The organism is Mesorhizobium sp. M0145 (genome assembly GCF_040322355.1).
Classification (GTDB): Bacteria; Pseudomonadota; Alphaproteobacteria; order Rhizobiales; family Rhizobiaceae; genus Mesorhizobium.
On record NZ_JAMYTK010000001.1, the window covers coordinates 45,861 to 63,530 of the forward strand.

General features: G+C 58.4%; 30 protein-coding genes. 22 read left to right on the top strand and 8 right to left on the bottom strand.

All coding sequences use genetic code 11. The annotated features are described in order from the left end of the window. Positions 1-91: 91 nt before the first annotated feature. Positions 92-295, top strand: coding sequence for a hypothetical protein (locus NKJ28_RS00280; protein ID WP_352633435.1), 204 nt, complete (start codon positions 92-94; stop codon positions 293-295). A gap of 161 nt (positions 296-456) precedes the next feature. Here NKJ28_RS00280 and NKJ28_RS00285 read toward each other — a convergent pair whose 3' ends face one another. Further along, positions 457-840 carry a hypothetical protein gene (locus NKJ28_RS00285; RefSeq protein WP_352633437.1) on the bottom strand — a complete coding sequence of 128 codons (384 nt, stop codon included), beginning with the start codon at positions 838-840 and terminating at the stop codon, positions 457-459. A 31-nt stretch (positions 841-871) separates the two neighbouring features. Next, a complete protein-coding gene (locus tag NKJ28_RS00290) occupies positions 872-1,132 on the bottom strand; it encodes a hypothetical protein (protein ID WP_352633439.1) in 261 nt (86 codons plus the stop codon). 168 nt (positions 1,133-1,300) lie between these two features. On the opposite strand from NKJ28_RS00290, the gene NKJ28_RS00295 reads away from it, so the two are divergent. The 21 genes from NKJ28_RS00295 (at position 1,301) to NKJ28_RS00395 (ending at position 11,962) form a co-directional block, all read left to right on the top strand. Then, positions 1,301-1,834 carry a hypothetical protein gene (locus NKJ28_RS00295; protein WP_352633441.1) on the top strand — a complete coding sequence of 178 codons (534 nt, stop codon included), beginning with the start codon at positions 1,301-1,303 and terminating at the stop codon, positions 1,832-1,834. Beyond that, on the top strand, positions 1,831-2,031 hold the full coding sequence (locus tag NKJ28_RS00300) for a hypothetical protein (protein WP_352633443.1): 201 nt from the start codon (positions 1,831-1,833) through the stop codon (positions 2,029-2,031). Before NKJ28_RS00295 ends, NKJ28_RS00300 begins: the two co-directional genes overlap by 4 nt. Beyond that, complete coding sequence (locus NKJ28_RS00305) at positions 2,028-2,222, top strand: hypothetical protein (RefSeq protein WP_352633445.1); 195 nt, start codon at positions 2,028-2,030, stop codon at positions 2,220-2,222. Before NKJ28_RS00300 ends, NKJ28_RS00305 begins: the two co-directional genes overlap by 4 nt. A gap of 266 nt (positions 2,223-2,488) precedes the next feature. Further along, entirely contained in the window at positions 2,489-2,671 is a 183-nt protein-coding gene (locus NKJ28_RS00310; RefSeq protein ID WP_352633447.1) for a hypothetical protein, read from the top strand. Then, positions 2,668-2,853, top strand: a complete 186-nt coding sequence (locus NKJ28_RS00315) for a hypothetical protein (RefSeq protein WP_352633450.1) — start codon at positions 2,668-2,670, stop codon at positions 2,851-2,853. The genes NKJ28_RS00310 and NKJ28_RS00315 overlap by 4 nt, the downstream gene beginning before the upstream one ends. 122 nt (positions 2,854-2,975) lie before the next feature. Next, positions 2,976-3,356, top strand: a complete 381-nt coding sequence (locus tag NKJ28_RS00320; RefSeq protein WP_352633452.1) for a hypothetical protein — start codon at positions 2,976-2,978, stop codon at positions 3,354-3,356. A gap of 113 nt (positions 3,357-3,469) precedes the next feature. Next, on the top strand, positions 3,470-5,353 hold the full coding sequence (locus NKJ28_RS00325; RefSeq protein ID WP_352633454.1) for a hypothetical protein: 1,884 nt from the start codon (positions 3,470-3,472) through the stop codon (positions 5,351-5,353). After that, positions 5,350-6,261: a hypothetical protein gene (locus NKJ28_RS00330; protein WP_352633456.1), complete on the top strand. Its 912-nt coding sequence runs from the start codon at positions 5,350-5,352 to the stop codon at positions 6,259-6,261. The genes NKJ28_RS00325 and NKJ28_RS00330 overlap by 4 nt, the downstream gene beginning before the upstream one ends. 484 nt (positions 6,262-6,745) lie before the next feature. Then, a complete protein-coding gene (locus tag NKJ28_RS00335) occupies positions 6,746-7,291 on the top strand; it encodes an HAD family hydrolase (protein WP_352633458.1) in 546 nt (181 codons plus the stop codon). A 53-nt stretch (positions 7,292-7,344) separates the two neighbouring features. Beyond that, the gene (locus NKJ28_RS00340; RefSeq protein WP_352633460.1) at positions 7,345-7,524 is read left to right on the top strand and encodes a hypothetical protein; all 180 of its coding nucleotides are present in this window, start codon (positions 7,345-7,347) and stop codon (positions 7,522-7,524) included. Between the two features lie 4 nt (positions 7,525-7,528). Then, on the top strand, positions 7,529-7,783 hold the full coding sequence (locus NKJ28_RS00345; protein ID WP_352633462.1) for a helix-turn-helix domain-containing protein: 255 nt from the start codon (positions 7,529-7,531) through the stop codon (positions 7,781-7,783). Next, positions 7,780-7,941 carry a hypothetical protein gene (locus NKJ28_RS00350; protein ID WP_352633464.1) on the top strand — a complete coding sequence of 54 codons (162 nt, stop codon included), beginning with the start codon at positions 7,780-7,782 and terminating at the stop codon, positions 7,939-7,941. The genes NKJ28_RS00345 and NKJ28_RS00350 overlap by 4 nt, the downstream gene beginning before the upstream one ends. Next, the gene (locus NKJ28_RS00355; RefSeq protein ID WP_352633466.1) at positions 7,941-8,357 is read left to right on the top strand and encodes a nucleoside triphosphate pyrophosphohydrolase family protein; all 417 of its coding nucleotides are present in this window, start codon (positions 7,941-7,943) and stop codon (positions 8,355-8,357) included. Before NKJ28_RS00350 ends, NKJ28_RS00355 begins: the two co-directional genes overlap by 1 nt. Beyond that, positions 8,357-8,545: a hypothetical protein gene (locus NKJ28_RS00360; protein WP_352633468.1), complete on the top strand. Its 189-nt coding sequence runs from the start codon at positions 8,357-8,359 to the stop codon at positions 8,543-8,545. The genes NKJ28_RS00355 and NKJ28_RS00360 overlap by 1 nt, the downstream gene beginning before the upstream one ends. Continuing rightward, complete coding sequence (locus tag NKJ28_RS00365) at positions 8,542-9,237, top strand: dATP/dGTP diphosphohydrolase domain-containing protein (protein WP_352633470.1); 696 nt, start codon at positions 8,542-8,544, stop codon at positions 9,235-9,237. Before NKJ28_RS00360 ends, NKJ28_RS00365 begins: the two co-directional genes overlap by 4 nt. Then, positions 9,234-9,479: a hypothetical protein gene (locus NKJ28_RS00370; RefSeq protein ID WP_352633472.1), complete on the top strand. Its 246-nt coding sequence runs from the start codon at positions 9,234-9,236 to the stop codon at positions 9,477-9,479. The genes NKJ28_RS00365 and NKJ28_RS00370 overlap by 4 nt, the downstream gene beginning before the upstream one ends. 48 nt (positions 9,480-9,527) lie before the next feature. Beyond that, a complete protein-coding gene (locus tag NKJ28_RS00375; protein ID WP_352633474.1) occupies positions 9,528-9,812 on the top strand; it encodes a DUF2312 domain-containing protein in 285 nt (94 codons plus the stop codon). Positions 9,813-10,043: 231 nt separating this feature from the next. Further along, on the top strand, positions 10,044-10,430 hold the full coding sequence (locus tag NKJ28_RS00380; protein ID WP_352633476.1) for a hypothetical protein: 387 nt from the start codon (positions 10,044-10,046) through the stop codon (positions 10,428-10,430). 2 nt (positions 10,431-10,432) lie between these two features. After that, entirely contained in the window at positions 10,433-10,813 is a 381-nt protein-coding gene (locus NKJ28_RS00385) for a hypothetical protein (protein ID WP_352633478.1), read from the top strand. Continuing rightward, positions 10,813-11,046 carry a hypothetical protein gene (locus NKJ28_RS00390; RefSeq protein ID WP_352633480.1) on the top strand — a complete coding sequence of 78 codons (234 nt, stop codon included), beginning with the start codon at positions 10,813-10,815 and terminating at the stop codon, positions 11,044-11,046. Before NKJ28_RS00385 ends, NKJ28_RS00390 begins: the two co-directional genes overlap by 1 nt. Before the next feature lie 97 nt (positions 11,047-11,143). Continuing rightward, positions 11,144-11,962: a class I SAM-dependent methyltransferase gene (locus NKJ28_RS00395; RefSeq protein ID WP_352633482.1), complete on the top strand. Its 819-nt coding sequence runs from the start codon at positions 11,144-11,146 to the stop codon at positions 11,960-11,962. A 376-nt stretch (positions 11,963-12,338) separates the two neighbouring features. Here NKJ28_RS00395 and NKJ28_RS00400 read toward each other — a convergent pair whose 3' ends face one another. From NKJ28_RS00400 to NKJ28_RS00425, 6 genes are all read right to left on the bottom strand, one after another. Continuing rightward, positions 12,339-12,941, bottom strand: coding sequence for a hypothetical protein (locus tag NKJ28_RS00400; protein WP_352633484.1), 603 nt, complete (start codon positions 12,939-12,941; stop codon positions 12,339-12,341). 9 nt (positions 12,942-12,950) lie between these two features. Then, positions 12,951-13,565, bottom strand: coding sequence for a helix-turn-helix domain-containing protein (locus NKJ28_RS00405; protein WP_352633486.1), 615 nt, complete (start codon positions 13,563-13,565; stop codon positions 12,951-12,953). A 36-nt stretch (positions 13,566-13,601) separates the two neighbouring features. Beyond that, positions 13,602-13,844, bottom strand: coding sequence for a DUF6127 family protein (locus NKJ28_RS00410; protein ID WP_352633488.1), 243 nt, complete (start codon positions 13,842-13,844; stop codon positions 13,602-13,604). Continuing rightward, the gene (locus tag NKJ28_RS00415; RefSeq protein WP_352633490.1) at positions 13,841-14,134 is read right to left on the bottom strand and encodes a hypothetical protein; all 294 of its coding nucleotides are present in this window, start codon (positions 14,132-14,134) and stop codon (positions 13,841-13,843) included. The genes NKJ28_RS00410 and NKJ28_RS00415 overlap by 4 nt, the downstream gene beginning before the upstream one ends. Next, complete coding sequence (locus NKJ28_RS00420; protein WP_352633492.1) at positions 14,112-14,531, bottom strand: hypothetical protein; 420 nt, start codon at positions 14,529-14,531, stop codon at positions 14,112-14,114. Before NKJ28_RS00420 ends, NKJ28_RS00415 begins: the two co-directional genes overlap by 23 nt. A 125-nt stretch (positions 14,532-14,656) precedes the next feature. Beyond that, a complete protein-coding gene (locus NKJ28_RS00425) occupies positions 14,657-17,662 on the bottom strand; it encodes an SGNH/GDSL hydrolase family protein (RefSeq protein WP_352633494.1) in 3,006 nt (1,001 codons plus the stop codon). Positions 17,663-17,670: the final 8 nt, after the last annotated feature.

The window sequence follows — 17,670 nt, forward strand, 5'->3', positions numbered from 1 at the left end:
AGCCGGGCTTTTTGTTTGTCCAGGCGCTGCCGTGGAGCCTCGCTGCCGTCCAGGCGCTGCCCTGGAGCCTCGCTGCCGTCCAGGCGCTGCCGTGGAGCCTCGCTGCCGTCCAGGCGCGCTGCCGTGGAGCCTCGCTGCCGTCCAGGCGCTGCCCGTGCTGCCCGCTGCCGTGCTGCCCGCTGCCGTCCAGGCGCTGCCCGTGCTGCCCGCTGCCGTGCTGCCCGCTGCCGTGCTGCCCGCTGCCGTCCAGGCGCTGCCGTGCTGCCCGCTGCCGGCCGTCCGATTGATCGTGTAATGTTATTACATTTCATGCCTGTTCCGCGCGATTCCGGGCGAAAATCCGAAACCTCGATCGACCGACACACGGCGCCGAAAGCTCGATCGACCGGACACGGCGCCGACCCCCGGAGAAATAGACCCGTCGGAGAAATAGACCCGTCGGAGAAATAGACCCATTCACAGATTTATGCCATCTCGGACGCACCAATCATAAACTGATTGCGCGCTAATAGTGCCGCCGCCGATGGTAACTGTAAAAAAACCGTAGCCAGCAGTCTGTCCGGCTTTGGATTTATATGTGAGAAGAAGACCATGGAATGGTGTAAAACCACCGTATCCGCCAAATGAATTTTTGGCGTTCACTAGACCGCAGGCTATGTCGGCACCCTCGACTTGCTTTATCGCCAGCAATCCTTTGAATTTGGCACTGTCAGGGTCTTTTAGAGACTCCTTTACGCCGTCTTGAATGGCTTTTTCCTGCGCCTGATTGACGCTGTGAGGTTCAAACGCCAGGGCAGGCGATGTCGCCGCCAGGATGGCCACCAACAATGCTGCTCTCATGGAAACCCTCCCCGGAGAAAATCAAACAGGCTCAACTACGCCGTTCTAATACCGGAACCGTCTTGGTCTCGCAATCGTAGCCGCCCGTCTTGGCCGTCTCGACGATCCTACCACCCTCCCGCAGCACCACGTTCGACCAGGTGCGTTGTGTCAGCGTCGCTTCGTAGGCAGCTTTGGCCACCACGAAATTGTTCATCTCGCCTACCCGTTCGAGAGTATTTCCCTCCCCATCGACACATTCGATGAGGTAGCTGTAATCGTAGATGTTTCGTGATCCCATGGCGATCTCCATTCGATGGATCGCCGCACTCGGTCGAGCAAAGCATGTTCTCATTTCGTTCTCAAGACCCTCGGAGAAATCTGCACCCCGGAGAAAATCAGACCGATTTCACTTGACGATCACATATATTTCACGTTAAAAGTGAATTATTGAAAACAGGCCGAAGGGAGGCAGCAAGCCATGGCTGACATCGAGACCACATATCGCGGCCACCTGATCAGGTACGGCGAGAATTCTGACGAATGGTATTGCCGCGATCTTGAAGTAGGCGGTGGTTCACACGTCTCGCTCGCAAAGTTGAAGGCTAAGATCGACAAGATGTATCTCGACCTGCGCCGAAAGGCAGCAGTCAAGGTTTTCGAGGTCAACGGCGGCTATAGTTCAAAGCCGAGCATCACGGAAGCCACGATCATCGAATATGTAAGGCCATTCGCTGAGAAGGACTGGAAAGGCGTTGTCGGCCGGACCCGACATAAGGTCGCCACCGTCGCCCAACGCAATGGCAGCGAACGCGCCAGCCGAGCCGAGAAGGAATTATCCGACCTTATGCCAGACACGTCCGAAGCTCAGGCCGCGTTCGCGGAAGCCCTTCGACTGGCAGAGATAGCGGCCGAGGCACAGAAGGCCGCCACCGAGGCGCTGAACCGCATCCCGCGTCTAACGCTCGATGACATCGCTGAACTGGTGAGAATCAAGGAGAGCGAGACAGCATGACTGACTATTCACATCTGTCAGACGCCGCACTGGTGGAGATGTCGAAGCTCGTCAAGTGCAGCCTGAATTCCACCTACGGCAACATCCCGCCGCTCGAACTCCCGAAGCATTTGGAATGCTACTCACAAATCCACGCGATCCGAGATGAACAGAACCGGAGAGCCAATCTCCTGACGACATATGGAGGCGGAAAATGACCGTGGCCGACCTGATTGCCCAACTCCAGCAGATGCCACAGGATGCCCAGGTCGTCGTCTTCAATGGCGACGTTCATGCGCCATCAATGTGTGCCGGTGCCAAGCTCATGTGGGCAAATATGTCGCAAAAATTCCCCGAGTTCTCGGACGGCAGCAAGCCCGGTGACAAGCAGGTGGTGTTAGCGAGGTAGCATGAAGAATCCGCTGCAAATGACACGACATGACAACCTCACACTGGTCTCTCCCGATGGCGCCCTGCACGTTCAGGCTGGAACGCGAACAATCGCGTTCCAATACCGGCGCGAACCAATCGTCTGCGGGCGAAAAAGAGAGCGGTTACCCGACACCAGTTTGATTCCTGGGTCGATTATCAACGTTCTCGCGGACGGCGATTACGTTGAGGCGATTACGTTGAGGCGGTTCAGATTGTCAAAGGGCCTGCACCATGAGGGACCTCGTGCCTAAACTGACGCGCCCGTTGCAGGAACGCATCCTCGAAGCCGAGGAATGGGGTAGCCGTTACCTGGCCGACGCCAATGATGCCGCCGAAAAGGGCCAAACTGCAAAAGCGGAAAAGCTCTACGACAAAGGTCAATACTGGCTCGATCGGGCCAACAAACTGAGAGGGTGGGGAGAATGACTAAACCTGAAAGGAAAACGACGATGTCACCAAGCCCCGAATATCGGACGAAAAACCTCACCGCACAAATTCAAGATTTGGCGGTCATGAGTTGCGCCAATCGCTACGACCGCGCGCGCATTTTCTCGACATGCATCATCTGGATTGCCGCCATTGCGGCAACCGCAATCATAGTTGTTTAGGCGCGATGCGACCGCGCGACACGGCAAAGCTCTACGCGAGCCGGCGATGCGGAAGACGCCTTGGTCGGCCGCAAGACGAGGATGAGCGTGACCGAGATTCTGGAACTGGAGAAGGCAGCGCGATGACTGAGCTTTCCGTGGTCAAGGGAGATGACTATTTCGGCCTCATCGCCAACGTGGTCGGGGTTGACCACATCTTCCGCATGGGCGCCAAAGTCTGGCTTTGCAACGGCACGGGTGGCGAGGGCTGGTTCCGGTTCGAGTGGTATGGGGCGTCTCGCAGCGGCCGACCCGTTCAAAAGTGGGCGCCGACCGAGCGCTTAACCAATTTCCGCGCTGCCTGGGTGCCACTGCATCTGCGCGAGCGCGTCTTCTATATGCGGCCGACGCGCGCGGAAGCCGAGGCATGGGCCAAGAACATGCAAACGTTTTCCGACGCCCTCCGAGCCGGGAGCAAAAGCCCCTTCGAAGATGGCTATCTCAAACTGACGGAAAGCATGTGACCGACATCGCACCGCTGATGTGGGCCGCGTTCAACAAATTTCACTTTTAAGTTGACATTCACCAATTGCCGTGTGAATGTCGGACATCAAACGAGGGCAGGAGGAATTCCCACATGACCGACCCCGAAGCGCCAGCCGCACGCGAGGTTGCATGGCTGATCGAGCGCAAGGACGCATCGTTATTCCAGCAACCGCATTGGTACCATGAAGAGCCGAACGGCTGGCACTGGTGGACACCTGCCGCGCATGAGGCGAAGCGATTTACATCGAAGGCGGAAGCGGAGGCTTTTCCCGCCTACCAGATGATCGCCAGCGATCCAACCATCAGCATAACCGAGCATGTGTTCATCGGTTCGCTTCCCGAAGCACCAGCCGCACCGGTGGCAGTGAGCATCAAGCCAATGAGGTTGAGCGACGGTCAATGCGATTATTTCGTGTCGTTCGAGCATGGTGGCCGCGAGGTCACGCCTCACGTCTTCCGCGATCGCTTCAAGGCTGAATACCATGTTGCGCTCTACCGGTGGCTGTTCGGCCAAGGTGACGAGCCGGATATCATGGAATTCGACAAAGACGAATGGCCGGCTCGGACATATTCCGAGGAAGAAAAACAGGCGTTCGCCGCTCTCGTTGAAGCCGCTAATGAGCAGCTACGCACCACCATAGACGAGATGTGGGCTCAATTTGACCGGTTGCGGGACGCCACGAACAGGCGCAAATGCGGTCAGGCATTCATGGTCGGAGGTCGGAGTGTTGCGCCATGGGGCATTGTAGACCACGCCATATCCGCGCTCGACCTGTCAATGATGCGCGGCGACCGCATCGAAGATCAGCAAAAAGAGATCGACCGGCTTCGTGACGCCCTCTCCAAGGCCCAAGCCGCCCCTGCCACTCTCAGCAATCCCGAAGCGCCAGCCGCACCGGTGGGCGAGGACCAGATCAAGCACATGGTTGGCCGCTTCCTGATGTGGAAGCTCCCGGAAGACTTCCGGCCAGATCATGGCATTTCGTACACCAACCCGTATCCCCACATTCCGACGCTTCCCGGCCCGATGGGAACGAACATTTTCGACGCCGAGCAGGCCGAAGCGATGGTGCGGCACATGATCGACGGGATGCCCGCCCCAACATCGGCGGTGGATGGGTTGGAAATCGCAGCGCGCTACCATGACGCCAAAGCGGCTAAGTGGCGAAAGGAAGCCAAGAAACACAAGCGTCCTGGCGGGCGGTTTTCCGACTGTGAGCAGCGCGACCTCATCCGAGCGGAACGCCACGAGACAGACGCAGCCGCCTTCCGCGCCCTTACTACTCAAGCCGTCCCTGCCACCATGGGTGGGGCGGGGGAATTCTTGGAACGCATCAACGACCTGATCACATCAACCTACGAGAAGGACGGTGACGGATACTACGATACACCGGTCACGATCCTCTTGCGAGACATCCGTTCCGCTCTCGTAACCTCCCCGCCCGCTTCAACATCGGCGGTGGATGTGGAGATGGTGAAGGCGTTGGAGTGGAAACTACGCAGTAGCGCGTTCTCCGATGAGTGGAAGGCCAATTCTGTTGTTGGCAGATACGATGTCGGCATCGTCACGCACGGCTTTATGGCAATCCGCAGAAGCGTCGAGGATGGCCAGGACGAGGACACCATCCTTGCCGAAAATGTGGCAGAGGACGAAGCCAAAGCCGCCGCACAGGCCGATTACGAAGCGCGCATCCGTTCCGCTCTCGCAGCAGCCCCGCCCGCCCCAACATCGGCGGTGGATGTGGGGGTGACCGCGACCGCCGCAGAAGAGATCATCTTGGCCGTCAAGAAACTCATCAATGCCGAGAACGACCACGCCAGAAAGAGCGGGGTGGAGAGCGACCCGACTAATACAACGCGTGATGAGGCAGATCATTGGCATGCCGAACTTGTGGGCTTCACGGTGGCTGACTGTGATGCTGCGCTAAAGCTCATCCGCCGCCGCCAAAAGAAACGCAGAGGGATAGGCCAATGAGCAGCGGCAAAGCATTGACGGCCGAAATGTTGGCTGACGCTCTTGGCTGTTTCTGGAATGCAGCCATAGGCGATGCGCGGGACAAGCAGGACAGCAGGGTCTTGGCGGTTGCCAGTTCTGTGGCCGAAGGGTTCGCGGCTGTCGAACGTCGCCTTCGCGAGCACGCTCAGCCCGCCCCAACATCGGCGATGGATGGGGTTAAGTGGGCCACTTGCGAGGACAAAGAAATTGGATGGAGGTTGGACCCAAAGTTCATTGAGCAGATAGCTAAGGAAGCTGAGGATGCGACTGGTTATGACGCAACATGGGAAATCGTCGAGCACGTCTATCTCGCCGCCCTCTCCAAGGCACAAGCCGCCCCAACATCGGCGATGGATTTTTATCCGCCTGCCGTAGGCGACCCGCTTCCCGCGCCCATCAAAGAAAGCATAGGCGCGGTGAAGGGCGCGGTGGTGAAGGCACTGGAAGATGCTGAGGATACTCTGCGTTTGGTAGAGCGCCCTGCGCTCCGGGACCCACAACACGGAGACGAGGTTGAAGCCCTTGGTTTGCGCATAGGCTTTGGCGCGCTCATGTCATCCGCTTCAGCCTCATGGCGTGAGCATTTAGCGACTAAAGGCAATCCGGTAGGCGGCGAGTTCGTTGCCGGTCCTTGCCACGGCACTGTCGTCTCGACGCTAGCCAAACTTCGCTCCGCTCTCGCAGCCCCAACACCGGAGCTGAATGGGGAGACTGTTCTCCTAAAGCAGGTGATAAATCCACTGTTCACCTTCTATCGCAGTTGTAGATACAAGGTGGTCAATCGCACTGGATACGGGTTTCTGCTGGAAGATGAGCGGGGAAATCGTGCGACGGTGCACGAGAGCTTCATCGTTGACGAAGCCGCCCTCATTCCTGTGCAATCATGAGGTTCCAGAAACAGCGTCACAACACAGCCGATCCCGCGCTCGGAGACTGCTTCAGAACCTGCATTGCAGTCATCCTTGAACTGGATCGAGACGAAGTACCTCTCTTCCTTGCCAGCGACGGGCCGGGACAGTCCACGGCAGCGGCCGAATGGCTACGAGCGCGCGGTTTCGACATTATCGAGACTTGGTTTGAAGCGGTTTCTCCCGCCGATGCTTTCGGTACGATGCAGAAATGGCTGGGCGACGGGTACCCTTATCTACTCTACGGCGCGACTAGTCAGAATACATGCCATGCCGTCGTCGGGTGCGGCGCTGAAATGGTTTGGGACCCTTCGCATTATGACGCGAGGATAGTAGGCCCGCTCCCCGGCTGCGATTTCTATGGCGGTGCCGCTGTATGGCGTGAAAGGTGACGAGGAATCTGCCACCCATCGACTTTGAAAAGGAAAACCGCAACATGCATTTCATTCTGGACTGTGACGATGTGCTGCTCGACTGGCAGCGCGGCTTCCGGCTTTGGCTCCGTGCCAACCACGACATTATTCCCAATCAAGGTGGGCCGAGTTCATGGTCTCTGGCTGCCTGGCTGGGCGTGACGGAAGCACGCTCTTTCGAACTGATTGCCGGCTTCAACGCCTCGCAAGCCTTCGGCGAACTCTACGCCATGGACGGTGCGATCGACGCCGTGGCCAAGCTGCACCAGGCCGGCCACCGTTTGACGGTGCTGACCAGTTGCTCGGCCGATTCTGTCGTCCTGAAGCGGCGCAAGGAGAACCTGCGGCGGGTGTTCGGCGTCATGATCGAGCGCGTTATCTGCCTCGCCCTCGGCGAGAGCAAAGCTGGGTGGCTCGAAGTGCTCAAGTCGGGCATCTGGATCGAGGACAACTATAAGAACGCCATGGTGGGCATGAAGGCCGGCCACAAGACTTTCATGATGCGGCGTCGGCACAACCGCGCCGACGAACTGACGACGGATTCCAAAATCGTATGGATTGACGATTGGCGTCCGGTAATATCACTTTTTAGTTGATTTTCTCGTTCTTAAACGTGATACTTGAAACGTTGAAACCCCGGAGAAATTTCGTGAAGAAGACTCACATTCGCACCACTTCGCTGCTCGCATTGGCCCTTGCCGTAGCCGGCTGTTCCGCCACGACCAACGGCAGCGGCAACCGTGACTACACCGACACGTCCTTCCAAGGTGCCGGCAATAACAACGCCATGATCTTTAGCGGCCAGTACGCAAGCCCGCATTCGTTCTGACCGCGTGGGACGACGTTCAAGAGTACCGCGTGTCGCCCCGCGTACCGCCTCGAAGACAGTCAGACGGCTGTTTGCCATCCTTCGCGAGCGGCGCATTGCCCAGGCCGATTTAGCCGCCGCGATCGACTACAGCACGCCCGGCTTCGCCTACTGGAAAAGCGGCCGCACCGAACCGCGCATCACCGATCTCGAAGCTGCCTTGTCGGTCCTCGGGCTCGAACTGCAAATCATCGAAAGCAAAAAGGAGACAGGTCTGTGAGACATCTCGCGCAACTCGTCGGCATGTATGTGCTCGGCGTTGCCACCCTCGCCGTGGTACTGGTCGGCGCCATCCAGGTTGATTCATACGACTGCACGCGGCGCTATCACGCCGCATCGTGCCAGCGCGTCGTCCTGTTGCCGTGGGAGGCACGCTGATGGACGCCGAAACAGGAGCGTTCGCCTGCCTGAGCCCCGAGGAGATGGCCGCCTACGAAGGTGTGGAGGCCATGCAGAGGATCGTCCACGAGACGGCCGTCAACGCGGGTTGGCATCTCGACCGCAAGACCGGGATCCCATTCGAGCGCAATTTCGGGGAAGTCATCGCGCTCTGTCATTCCGAGTTGAGCGAAGCGCTGGAGGCTCACCGCAAGGGCAACGGGCGCGACGATAAACTGCCCTGGCACGATGCGATGACGGTAGAACTCGCAGATGCGGTTATCAGGATTTTCGACATTGCCGGCGCTCGGAAGTTGAACCTGGCTGCGGCAATCCTGGATAAAAACAAGTTCAACAAGACCCGCGCGGACCACCAGCTGGCGAACCGCAACGCCGTGGGCGGAAAGGCGTACTGATGAAGATGACCATCCGCCTCGGCGAGGACTGGCAGGGCAACCGCAACACCAATGCCACCTACGTGGACAGCGACGGCCACCCTCGGTCGACCCGCATCAACGGCTGGGTTCCCGAGCATGTCGTCCAGGCGTCACTCGCGGCGCACCGGCGCGGCATTGCCCTCAACCAGGAAGGAGTCACGTCATGATCGACCGCAAGACGTTCACCGTTCCGTTCGGCCACGTCGCGGTGCGCGATGCCGAAGGTCGCGCCACTGGCGAAGTTGTACGGCAAACGAGCAATTCACGGAGAAATGTGATGGAAGATCAAGGGCTTAAAGTCAGCAATCCAAAAGACAATATCGGCATCCGAAAGTGGAGGCAGTTCGCGGCCGTCCCGCTGACCGTCATCGCCGAGATCGGAGTCGGAATGCTGGAAGGCCACCTAAAAGGCTATAGGAGGCATAATTTTCGCGTCGCAGGCGTCCGCGCCTCGGTCTACGTTGACGCTGCAATCGGCCACATCATGCAGTGGTGGGAAGGCGAAGACCTCGATCCCGACACGGGTCTCTCGCACATTACCAAGGCCATGTGCTCCCTTGTCGTCCTGCGCGATGCGATGATCCAGGCCATGCTCAACGACGATCGGCCGCCGAAGGGCAACCTCGATCAGGTCCGTGCCGATCTGAAAGCCGTGGTCGACTCCATGTTCGAGAAGTACCCGGAAGGGCACGCGCCATTCACCGAGATCGGCGAGCAGAGGCTCAAGGCCATGACGGAGGTCAGAATCACCAACGGCCTGTCCGAAGCTGCGATCAAGGCACTCAAAGAGAGCGGATTCGCCGATATCCCAAGCGACTCGATGTTCTCTGACGCCCTCACCGAGATCAGCAAGCCATGAGGCGCCCGTTCAGAGCAGCGGCGCAGCGCTTCCTAGTCTGGCGCTATGGCAGCGCGGCAGACTGGAACTGCACCTATCTCGAAATCGCACGCGCCACCGGCATCGACGCCAAAACGGTGTCGCTGATCTGCCGAAAGCACGGCTACGAGATCGAGCCCGACCGGGTGGCCAGGCAGTTCAGCGTCATACCTGTGGACAATTTTATTTCGCTCAACAGCCCCCAACTTCGAAATCGCTATTGACGCGACTAATTTCACGTTTATAGTGACTTTCACAAACGGAGACACCGCATGGCGTACCCCAACAACGAGCCCGACGACCTCGATATCACCGAGACCAGCCAGACTGTCGCGGCCGGCCAGCTTCGCGCCTACATCGAGCGCATCGAGCGGCTTGAGGAAGAGAAGGGCACGATCGCCCTCGACATCAAGGAAGTCTACTCGGAGGCTAAGGGAACAGGATTCGACACCAAGGCGATGCGCGAGATCATCCGCTTGCGCAAGAAGGATCAGGCCGAGCGCCAGGAGGCCGAAACCATTCTCGATCTCTACAAAGCCGCCCTCGGGATGATCTGATGGCCGAGGCAAAGCAATTCCACATGATCAAATGTGAGGACTGCGACGGCTCCGGTTGGCGCGGCCACGGTATGGGTGGAGACACCTGCGGCAAATGCAACGGCAAGGGCACGGTTCCGCTCGTTAGGCCTGGTATTTCTGGCTGCCCGCATTGCGGCTATCGGCATCCGCCTGACGGAATGTGCGTGTGAGCGCGATCCAATTCAACATTATCCAAACACGGAGACATCTATGCGACTCGGCGAACTGCGCGGCTTGATCCGCAAGACTAAGGGCAGTCCCTACGTCAACGTCTATCCCTTCCCCGGCACCGACAAAGGGTTCCGTCTCGTCTTGCAGAAGACGCCACTGCTCGAAGAACTTGAGCGCGTCTATCCGGGTGGCAAGGCGGTCGAAACCGGCCTAGAATTCAACGTTGAGACCGGGATGCTGAAATCCACGGCCTACGACGAGCAGATGGGTCTGACGTCCGAGCAGAAGGCCGCCGCCTTCGAGGGCACCAGGGTTGCCGCGCAATCGCCGGCCGCAGACGATGACGATCTGCTCGACCTCGGACCCGTGCCGGTGAGGGGCGTAAGCCCGGTCACCAAAGACGATGACGACGATTTGCTGGTCTGACCATGGATGACGCCGCCCTCGGTTTAAAGCTCGTCACTGCGCTACGGGCTATCTCCAATTCGCGCGACGATCGTGGTGCCCCGGTCAGGGGCAAGCTCACAAGCCTGGCCCTGAACATCGGGCCGGAAGGCTGGCAGGCCATCTCGCAGTTCTGGCTGACCAACGATTGGATTGTCAGCGTCGGAAAAGACCCGGTTGCCTGCATCGTCGAGGTTCTGACCACGCCACCGAATTTGTCGGAACCCTACGAGCCGAGGAAGCGAATGACCGCTGCCATGCCTCGCTTACCTGTGAGCGAGATACTGGTCGCGGGAAAAGCACCTGAGCAGGTGTCGGTTCCGGCTAAAGACGACACCGACCTGGACGATTTTTTGCTGGTGTGATGCTGCGCTTTTCGTATGCGTGGGTAGCGGACGACGGTGAGGATCACTGGTCCGACCATCTCTATGCGATCTACGACTCCAAGCTTGGCATGACTGACCCTATCGCCTGGACCTGGACTCGAGACGACGCAGAACGCATCGTTGATGCGCTTAACCTGGTAGACGGTCAACGCCGGCAAGCGCTCATAAAACTCAAGGCCGATCCCAACGATTTGAGCGATTTGCTCGCCTGATCAATCACTTTTAACGGGAATCTCTCATGACCTTCCACATTCGCAAGGAGACCTGTGACCGTCCGTGTTGGGTCGGCCTATCGGGGAAGGTCGCGGAATGAGCGACCACAGCTACGCCGACGCACTGGTGGCATCTCAGAAGGTCCACAAGCGGAAGCCCGCTGACTTCTACCCGACGCCGCACAACGTGACGGCTGCGTTGATGGAGTTCCTTAAGCTCGATCTAGGCACGATCGCGTGGGAGCCCGCCTGCGGCAACGGAGCCATGGCTGACGTTCTCGGGCACTACCTCGGCACCGACGCCGTGTGGTCCAGCGATCTGCGTGAGGATTGCGGCTACGGTGACGCTGGCGTCAACTTTCTCACCTGCGACGTTAATTTCAAGTGTGATTGGATCATCACCAATCCGCCGTTCAACCTTGCCGAGGCTTTCATTAAGCGCGCGCTATTGATCGCGCCGAACGCGGCCTTCCTGCTGAAGTCGCAATATTGGCACGCCAAGAGCCGGATCAAGTTGTTCGAGACGCACCCACCCGCCTTCATCCTGCCGCTCACCTGGCGACCGGCGTTCCTCGAAAAGGAGCGAGGCAAAAGTCCGCTGATGGACGTGATGTGGGTCGTATGGATGCGGGATGCCTGTGAAACAACGTACCGGCTACTGACGCGACCGGAAGCCGAACATGAATATGTGGAATTTTTACATTCCCGCTTTCATTTTGAAAGTGAAACTTATATAGGAATAAATGCCTCTGACCCAAAAAGGAGTCGCAGTGATGAAAAAATAGTCAATGTCAATTCATGTCTGATTGACATCTTAGGTGATTTCGTGTTGTCGAAGGAAGACACGCCACAGCTTGTCCCCCCGCCCAAATCAGAAGCATTCGCAGGCACTGATTTGACAGCCTTGTTGTATTAAACGCCTACCACTCAGGGAAAAATGTAATGAGCTTCTGTAGCCTATCTTTCGTGGGAGTCGACGCCAATGGCGAATACCCAAAACCGCTACCTTGGAATCCTATTCGATCGGGGGACTATTCTGTAGACTGCGCCACCGGTCGCGCCTACTACTTGGAGTTGCACGACTTTATGTTAGCAAAGTCTAATTCAACCTTCTTGTCGCGAGTCTTGAGCGCGCAGGTTCAGGGGGGAATTTGGGACGCAGTGGAGATTGGCTTTAGCCAGGCTATGAGCGAGCGGTTGATGCTTGCTGCGGCTTAGCCGCACGGAGGAAGGCCATAATGTCTCCTGTTGGACAGGAGCCCGGAGGCGGTCATACTAACCGGGAAATCTCATCAGCGAATTTCGATCTCTGTGCTACCACGCGCACCTTTGTCGACGTGGTAGTTGAAGCTGCGCATCGAGCGGCCGGCGAGATACCCGTTAGCCGCGTGGTAGGCGTCTTGCGCCACCGGTGCTCGATGGGAGTAGACGTGAACCCCGCCAATTTCTTGCAGCGTGTCGTGATGGATGTGGCCGGTGTGGAAATGCCGGGTTGTCGTATCCGACCAGTCCTGCCGGCGCACGTTCGCCATGATCAGGGGCATGTCCTTGGGCTTGGCTTTGTCGCCGTGCGCGCCGCCGAGCAGGTTCACGCCAAACCGACGCCAGTAGAAAGGGTTGGGACTGGTATCGACATCGACGCTTTCGGTGTTGCGGAAGTACATGCGCAGCGCCTGGCGAATGCCGACCGTTGATTCTGGATCGTGATTGCCGGGCTTCGTGACGATCTCGACGCGATCGTGTTTGGCGGCGATGTTCTCACCGGCTTCAGCCAGCAGATCGCAGGCGGTCTCCAGCACCTTCGGATAGCGCGTATCCACGTCGAGAACGTTGCCCGACCTCTCAGTCATGTTGCGGCTGTTGTCCGCATGAAGGATGTCGCCAAGGCCGAGCATGATGGCGTGCTAGCTTTTCGGCGACTGGCCGATCAAATCGGAAACGGTCTCGCGCAGCACCTGTTTGGCGATCGACAAGTCCCAGTCGGGCCCACCCGTCTCCTTGCCGTGGGCGAACAGACCGAGATGCCAATCGCAGAAGATGTAAGCGGTCAGGCGCTCACTGTCGCAGTCCGTGGGCCGAAGGATGTATGGCGCGCGCGGCTCGAAGTTTTCGAACGCCCGCTGGATGATGTCAATCTTCGCGTCGAGGTCCGGTCCATCCTCGCGCGTCTTGATCCACTTCGCCATGACGCGATCGTCAGGGCCGACCAGTGCCGACACGCCCTTGATGGTGTGGCCGGCCGGCAGCATGAATTCTTCACCCGATTCCGGCTTCTGCTGTATCCACTCGCGCTGCAACTCGCCATCGGGACCAAGCTGCGTCGATGTGCTGTGAATCTGGAAGCCTGGCAGGACTGGCTTCGTGCCGAGCAGTCCGCGTAGCGAGGCCACTGACAGGCGTGCAATGAACGTTGTACGTGAAAGACCTAGCGCGGCGGCGGCGGCGGCTTTGTTATTGCCGTGAGCCCGATATGCGTCGGCCGCTTGCTGCGCAAGTTCGTCGGAAAGGGGGATCGCCAAAACTGACATCCATATGCACGAGGAATTTTCAGGCGATCAGGCTGGACCTTTGATGGCCAGCCAGATCAGGCCGAGGATGCCGACTGTGATGACGCCGACAGCGGTGATCAGGGTTTGTCGTTTGACGGTCTCGGTCGACTCGCGCAGCTTACGAATGAACTGCATGTCGGCTTGAGCTTCGATCGGCTTGTCCACGGCGAAGCCGAGGGTCAGAAGCGTCTCTTTGACAGCGGCACGCGCGGCCTGGTCGGCAATCGCCTTGACTTCATCCTCGGTCATTTCGGCTCCCGCGCCTTCTGCCAGGCGTCGTAGAGAGCGGCGCAGGCGTCGGTCTGATCGTTGGCGGCGCCGATGGCGTTGTCGGCCTTCTTGTTGGCGACACTCTGCCGATCGCCGAGCACGATTCCGCTGTGGTGGTGGCGGCGGCACTTGTCGGGCCAGTCGGGCATCCGACGAGCTTCCTGGACGCGCTTCTCGGCCGCTTGCAAGGCAGTCTGTGCAGCCTCGGCCTTGGCCTTGTCGGTATACGCTTGCCCGAGCAGGGCCTTATTTGTTGCGCAGCCGGTCAAGAAGGAACTGGTCAACAGTGCAGTCGCCAGAAACAGGGTGCGCCGTGATCTCTGCCAGTTCATCGGCAAGACCCTTTCTTTTGCTGTCGGTGAGAGTGAGCTTGATTTCCAGATCGACGCGGGCTGCGCGCTCGGCGTCCGCGAGCTTGCCGGCTTCCTCGGCCTTTGCATCGGACCAGGCGCGGATGCGGCGTTCCTCGATCAGTTGCGCGTTGAGCGCATCCATCTGTGCGCCCGCTATCAGTTCGGCGGCATACTTGTTGACGGCCGTGCGAATGGCTGATGTCTTGTCGATCCATAGCCAGGCGCCGGCCACGAGGAAGACCCACATCGGCAGCGCGAGCTTCAAGGTGAGGAACGGACGGACGAACTGCCAAGCGGCGAGAGCGATGCTCATTGACGGACCTCTGTTTCGCCCCACTAATTGCACGTTTCAACGTGTGTCACAAGTTAAACGTGAATTTAACGCGGATACGAAAACCGCGCGACCGGCCCTTGACCTTCCGCGCGGCAATCTTGCCATCATGACCAGGCGGCTGAAGGCGTGAGACGAATATCCGTTGCTGACCGACAATCGTAATCCAGATAGTCGACCGCACCCGGCGCCGTGGAAAGCACCAAAGCGGCGCCACCAACGGTTTTGAGGTTGCTGGATTTAGTCAGGGTGCGCGTTCCCGTACCGTCTTGAACGACACGAATGCGACCTCGCCGACCGACGATGCAGTTCGTCGGGTTGCCAAGGGTTCGATTGCCAGCCAACGTGACTGTCCAGTTGATCCCTAGAGCCATATCCCAGGCGATCGTTGTGGCGTCAGCCAATGCTTGTTCGGCATTTGCGGCGACCAGGGCGTCGGTCGTAACGATCTTGCCGGCTGTCATCGCCCAATAATTTGCAGCGGTCGCAATTGCCGCCGCTGCCATCTTGGTCAGCGTGATCGTTGCATCGGTGATGCCGGCCGCAACGATCTGGCCAAATCCGAGCGTGGTGCCCACACGACGCAACACATGACCGTCGGTACCCGCTACCATATCGGCGTAATTCGCCACCGCATTGCCAGTGACACCAAGTACCGAAAGGGCCGCACCCTGCAATCGTGCCGCAGTTACGCTGGTGCTGCCGTCCGTGATGATTTCGAAGCAGGCGCCGTTCGGGATGATGACGGCAGAACCATAAGCGGTCGCCACGCCGGCGACGATCTTGTAAAGCTGGATCGCCACGTTGGAGCCGTCCGTGGTGGCATTCCAGACCTTCCACGACTTGACCTGTCCGGCCGGTGTGCCGCCGCCCCAATAATTGGGCGCAGTAAGCTGGAAAGTCTTCGTGCTGCCTGGCGTGCCATTGAAGATCAAGAACGGCGCCCGTGCCGCCAGATTGTCCCGAAGATTAATACTTGCCGCAGCAGCGTCGAAAACACTGGCATCCCACGCCTCGACATAGGCTGTCCCGGGAAGATTGGCGACTTTGCTGTCGTCATAATCCGTCTTTTGATAAGCCGATGGCACATTGTCGAAGTGGAAAAAATGCCCGTATTTCTTGGCGACCATGAATGCAAAGGCGCGAAGACCTTTTTGTGTCGGGTGTATACCATCACTTGTATTGTACTGGTCATTCAAGAGACCAGTGCTGAAACAATCTGCCAAGACTTCATCACGGTCAATGACCATAGGATAGGTCTGTTTAATGTAATCAATCTCAGCCTGCATATCGGCCGGACCATTACTATAATTATAGAGAGACCTACGTGCCGGCGTCACGAAGATAGGGATCATGCCCGCCGCAATTGCCTTGTTGTACATCGACAGCCAGTTGGCCCGATAAAGCGCCGAGTCAAAGCCAGTGGCAAAGTCGTTCACGTTTGCTGCAAGGATGCAGTATTTGGCATTGACACCCCATGGTGCCACGTCCGTATCGAAACGAGCCTCCAACGTGGTAGACGACTGGCCGCCGATTGCGCCATTAAAGATCGGGACGCACAAAAGACCTTCGAGGTAGCGCGGCCATGACCGATCCGATGTTGGATGGAGCAGTGAACTCGTGCCGGTCTCGATGGAGGTTCCGATAACGGCGATGCCACACTTTTCGGTCTGGTTCGGTGCTTCTTCAAGTTGCACTCCACCAAGATACAAGTCACCGCCTGCAAGCGTGCCACCAAGCCCATAGCCATGGTAGAACCATCGGAATGTTCCAGTGCCTGTACCAAGAGCGATGGCAGGATCGGAAAGTGTATCATAAGTGGTAGTTGTCAGAGCTTGCACGACTGCATGAACACGTCGAGGTTCCCGCCCGATCATCTTTGCACCGTGACCGTAAACACTAGTCCCATTTGCGATAGAACGCATCCACATGAAACGACGCGGGCCGGACGTAAAGCCACTAACATCGACACCGTCAAATGGCGCGCACGCAACAATACTAGCGATGTACCGCTTGCCTGCCACCAGCGCGTAGTCGGCAGCACGAAGGTCCGATATCGTGTCGGTAAACACATCAGCACCGGTGACACGCTGGAGAGTTATACCCTCCCACTGCATAGTGTCAGAACCGATCGTTACACCGGTCTTTCCATAATGGGCATCTGCTAGATTTTCAGAACTGGAGTTGATATTGATCGGCTTGCCGATCTCCAGTTTGGAGCGCTGACACCGAAACCTATTTTGAGGCGACAAGATGAGGGGCCAGCCCTCGAATGGGCGCTCATTCAACGCACGATTGATAACGGCTTTCTCCGCATCGCCCAAAGCAACCCGCACATAAGCGCCATCCACCGCAAGATTCGGCGATATGAATTTGATCTCGTTGGCGTCCGCGCGAGCCATGTCGTTATCGACGGTCGCATCCCAATTATAAAAACCGGCTTTTCCGGCATCTGTTCGATAGGCAACCGGAAAGGTTGCCGTGTTCAGCGCCTTGATGCCGGTAGCCGTAGTCGCCGGTATTGTCGAGGCAGTATAGCCGCCCGCAAACAGTGCGGCGGCTTGATCCGACCATTCCTTCGAGGACTTCGTGCCGGCTCCGGCAGGGAGTGTTCCTTCAGCCCATGCCTGAGCAAGGACTGCCTTGGTGCCTGAGTTGGTCTCGCTAACGCCAGCGGCGTTCTTGGAGGCGAGCGCAGCAGCGGCTGAGCTTCCTGCGTTGGTCTCGCTGACGCCAGCCGCGTTCTTGGAGGCGAGCGCAGCAGCGGCTGAGCTTCCTGCGTTGGTCTCGCTGACGCCAGCGGCGTTTTTTGAGGTGAGCGCAGCAGTCTCGCTGGCGCCAGCCGCGTTCTTGGAGGTGAGCGCAGCAGCGGCTGAGGTTCCTGCGTTGGTCTCGCTGACACCAGCCGCGTTCTTGGAGGCGAGCGCAGCAGCGGCTGAGGTTCCTGCGTTGGTCTCGCTGACACCAGCCGCGTTCTTGGCGTCATCGGCTTCGCCGGCAAAACCCTCTGCGTCCGAGACGGCACCATCGAGCGTCGCTTTCCGGACATCGACGGCACCCGTAAGGGTGTTCACTGCAGTCGTGAGAGCGGCGATTTCAGCTTCTACGGTCATGATTTCAA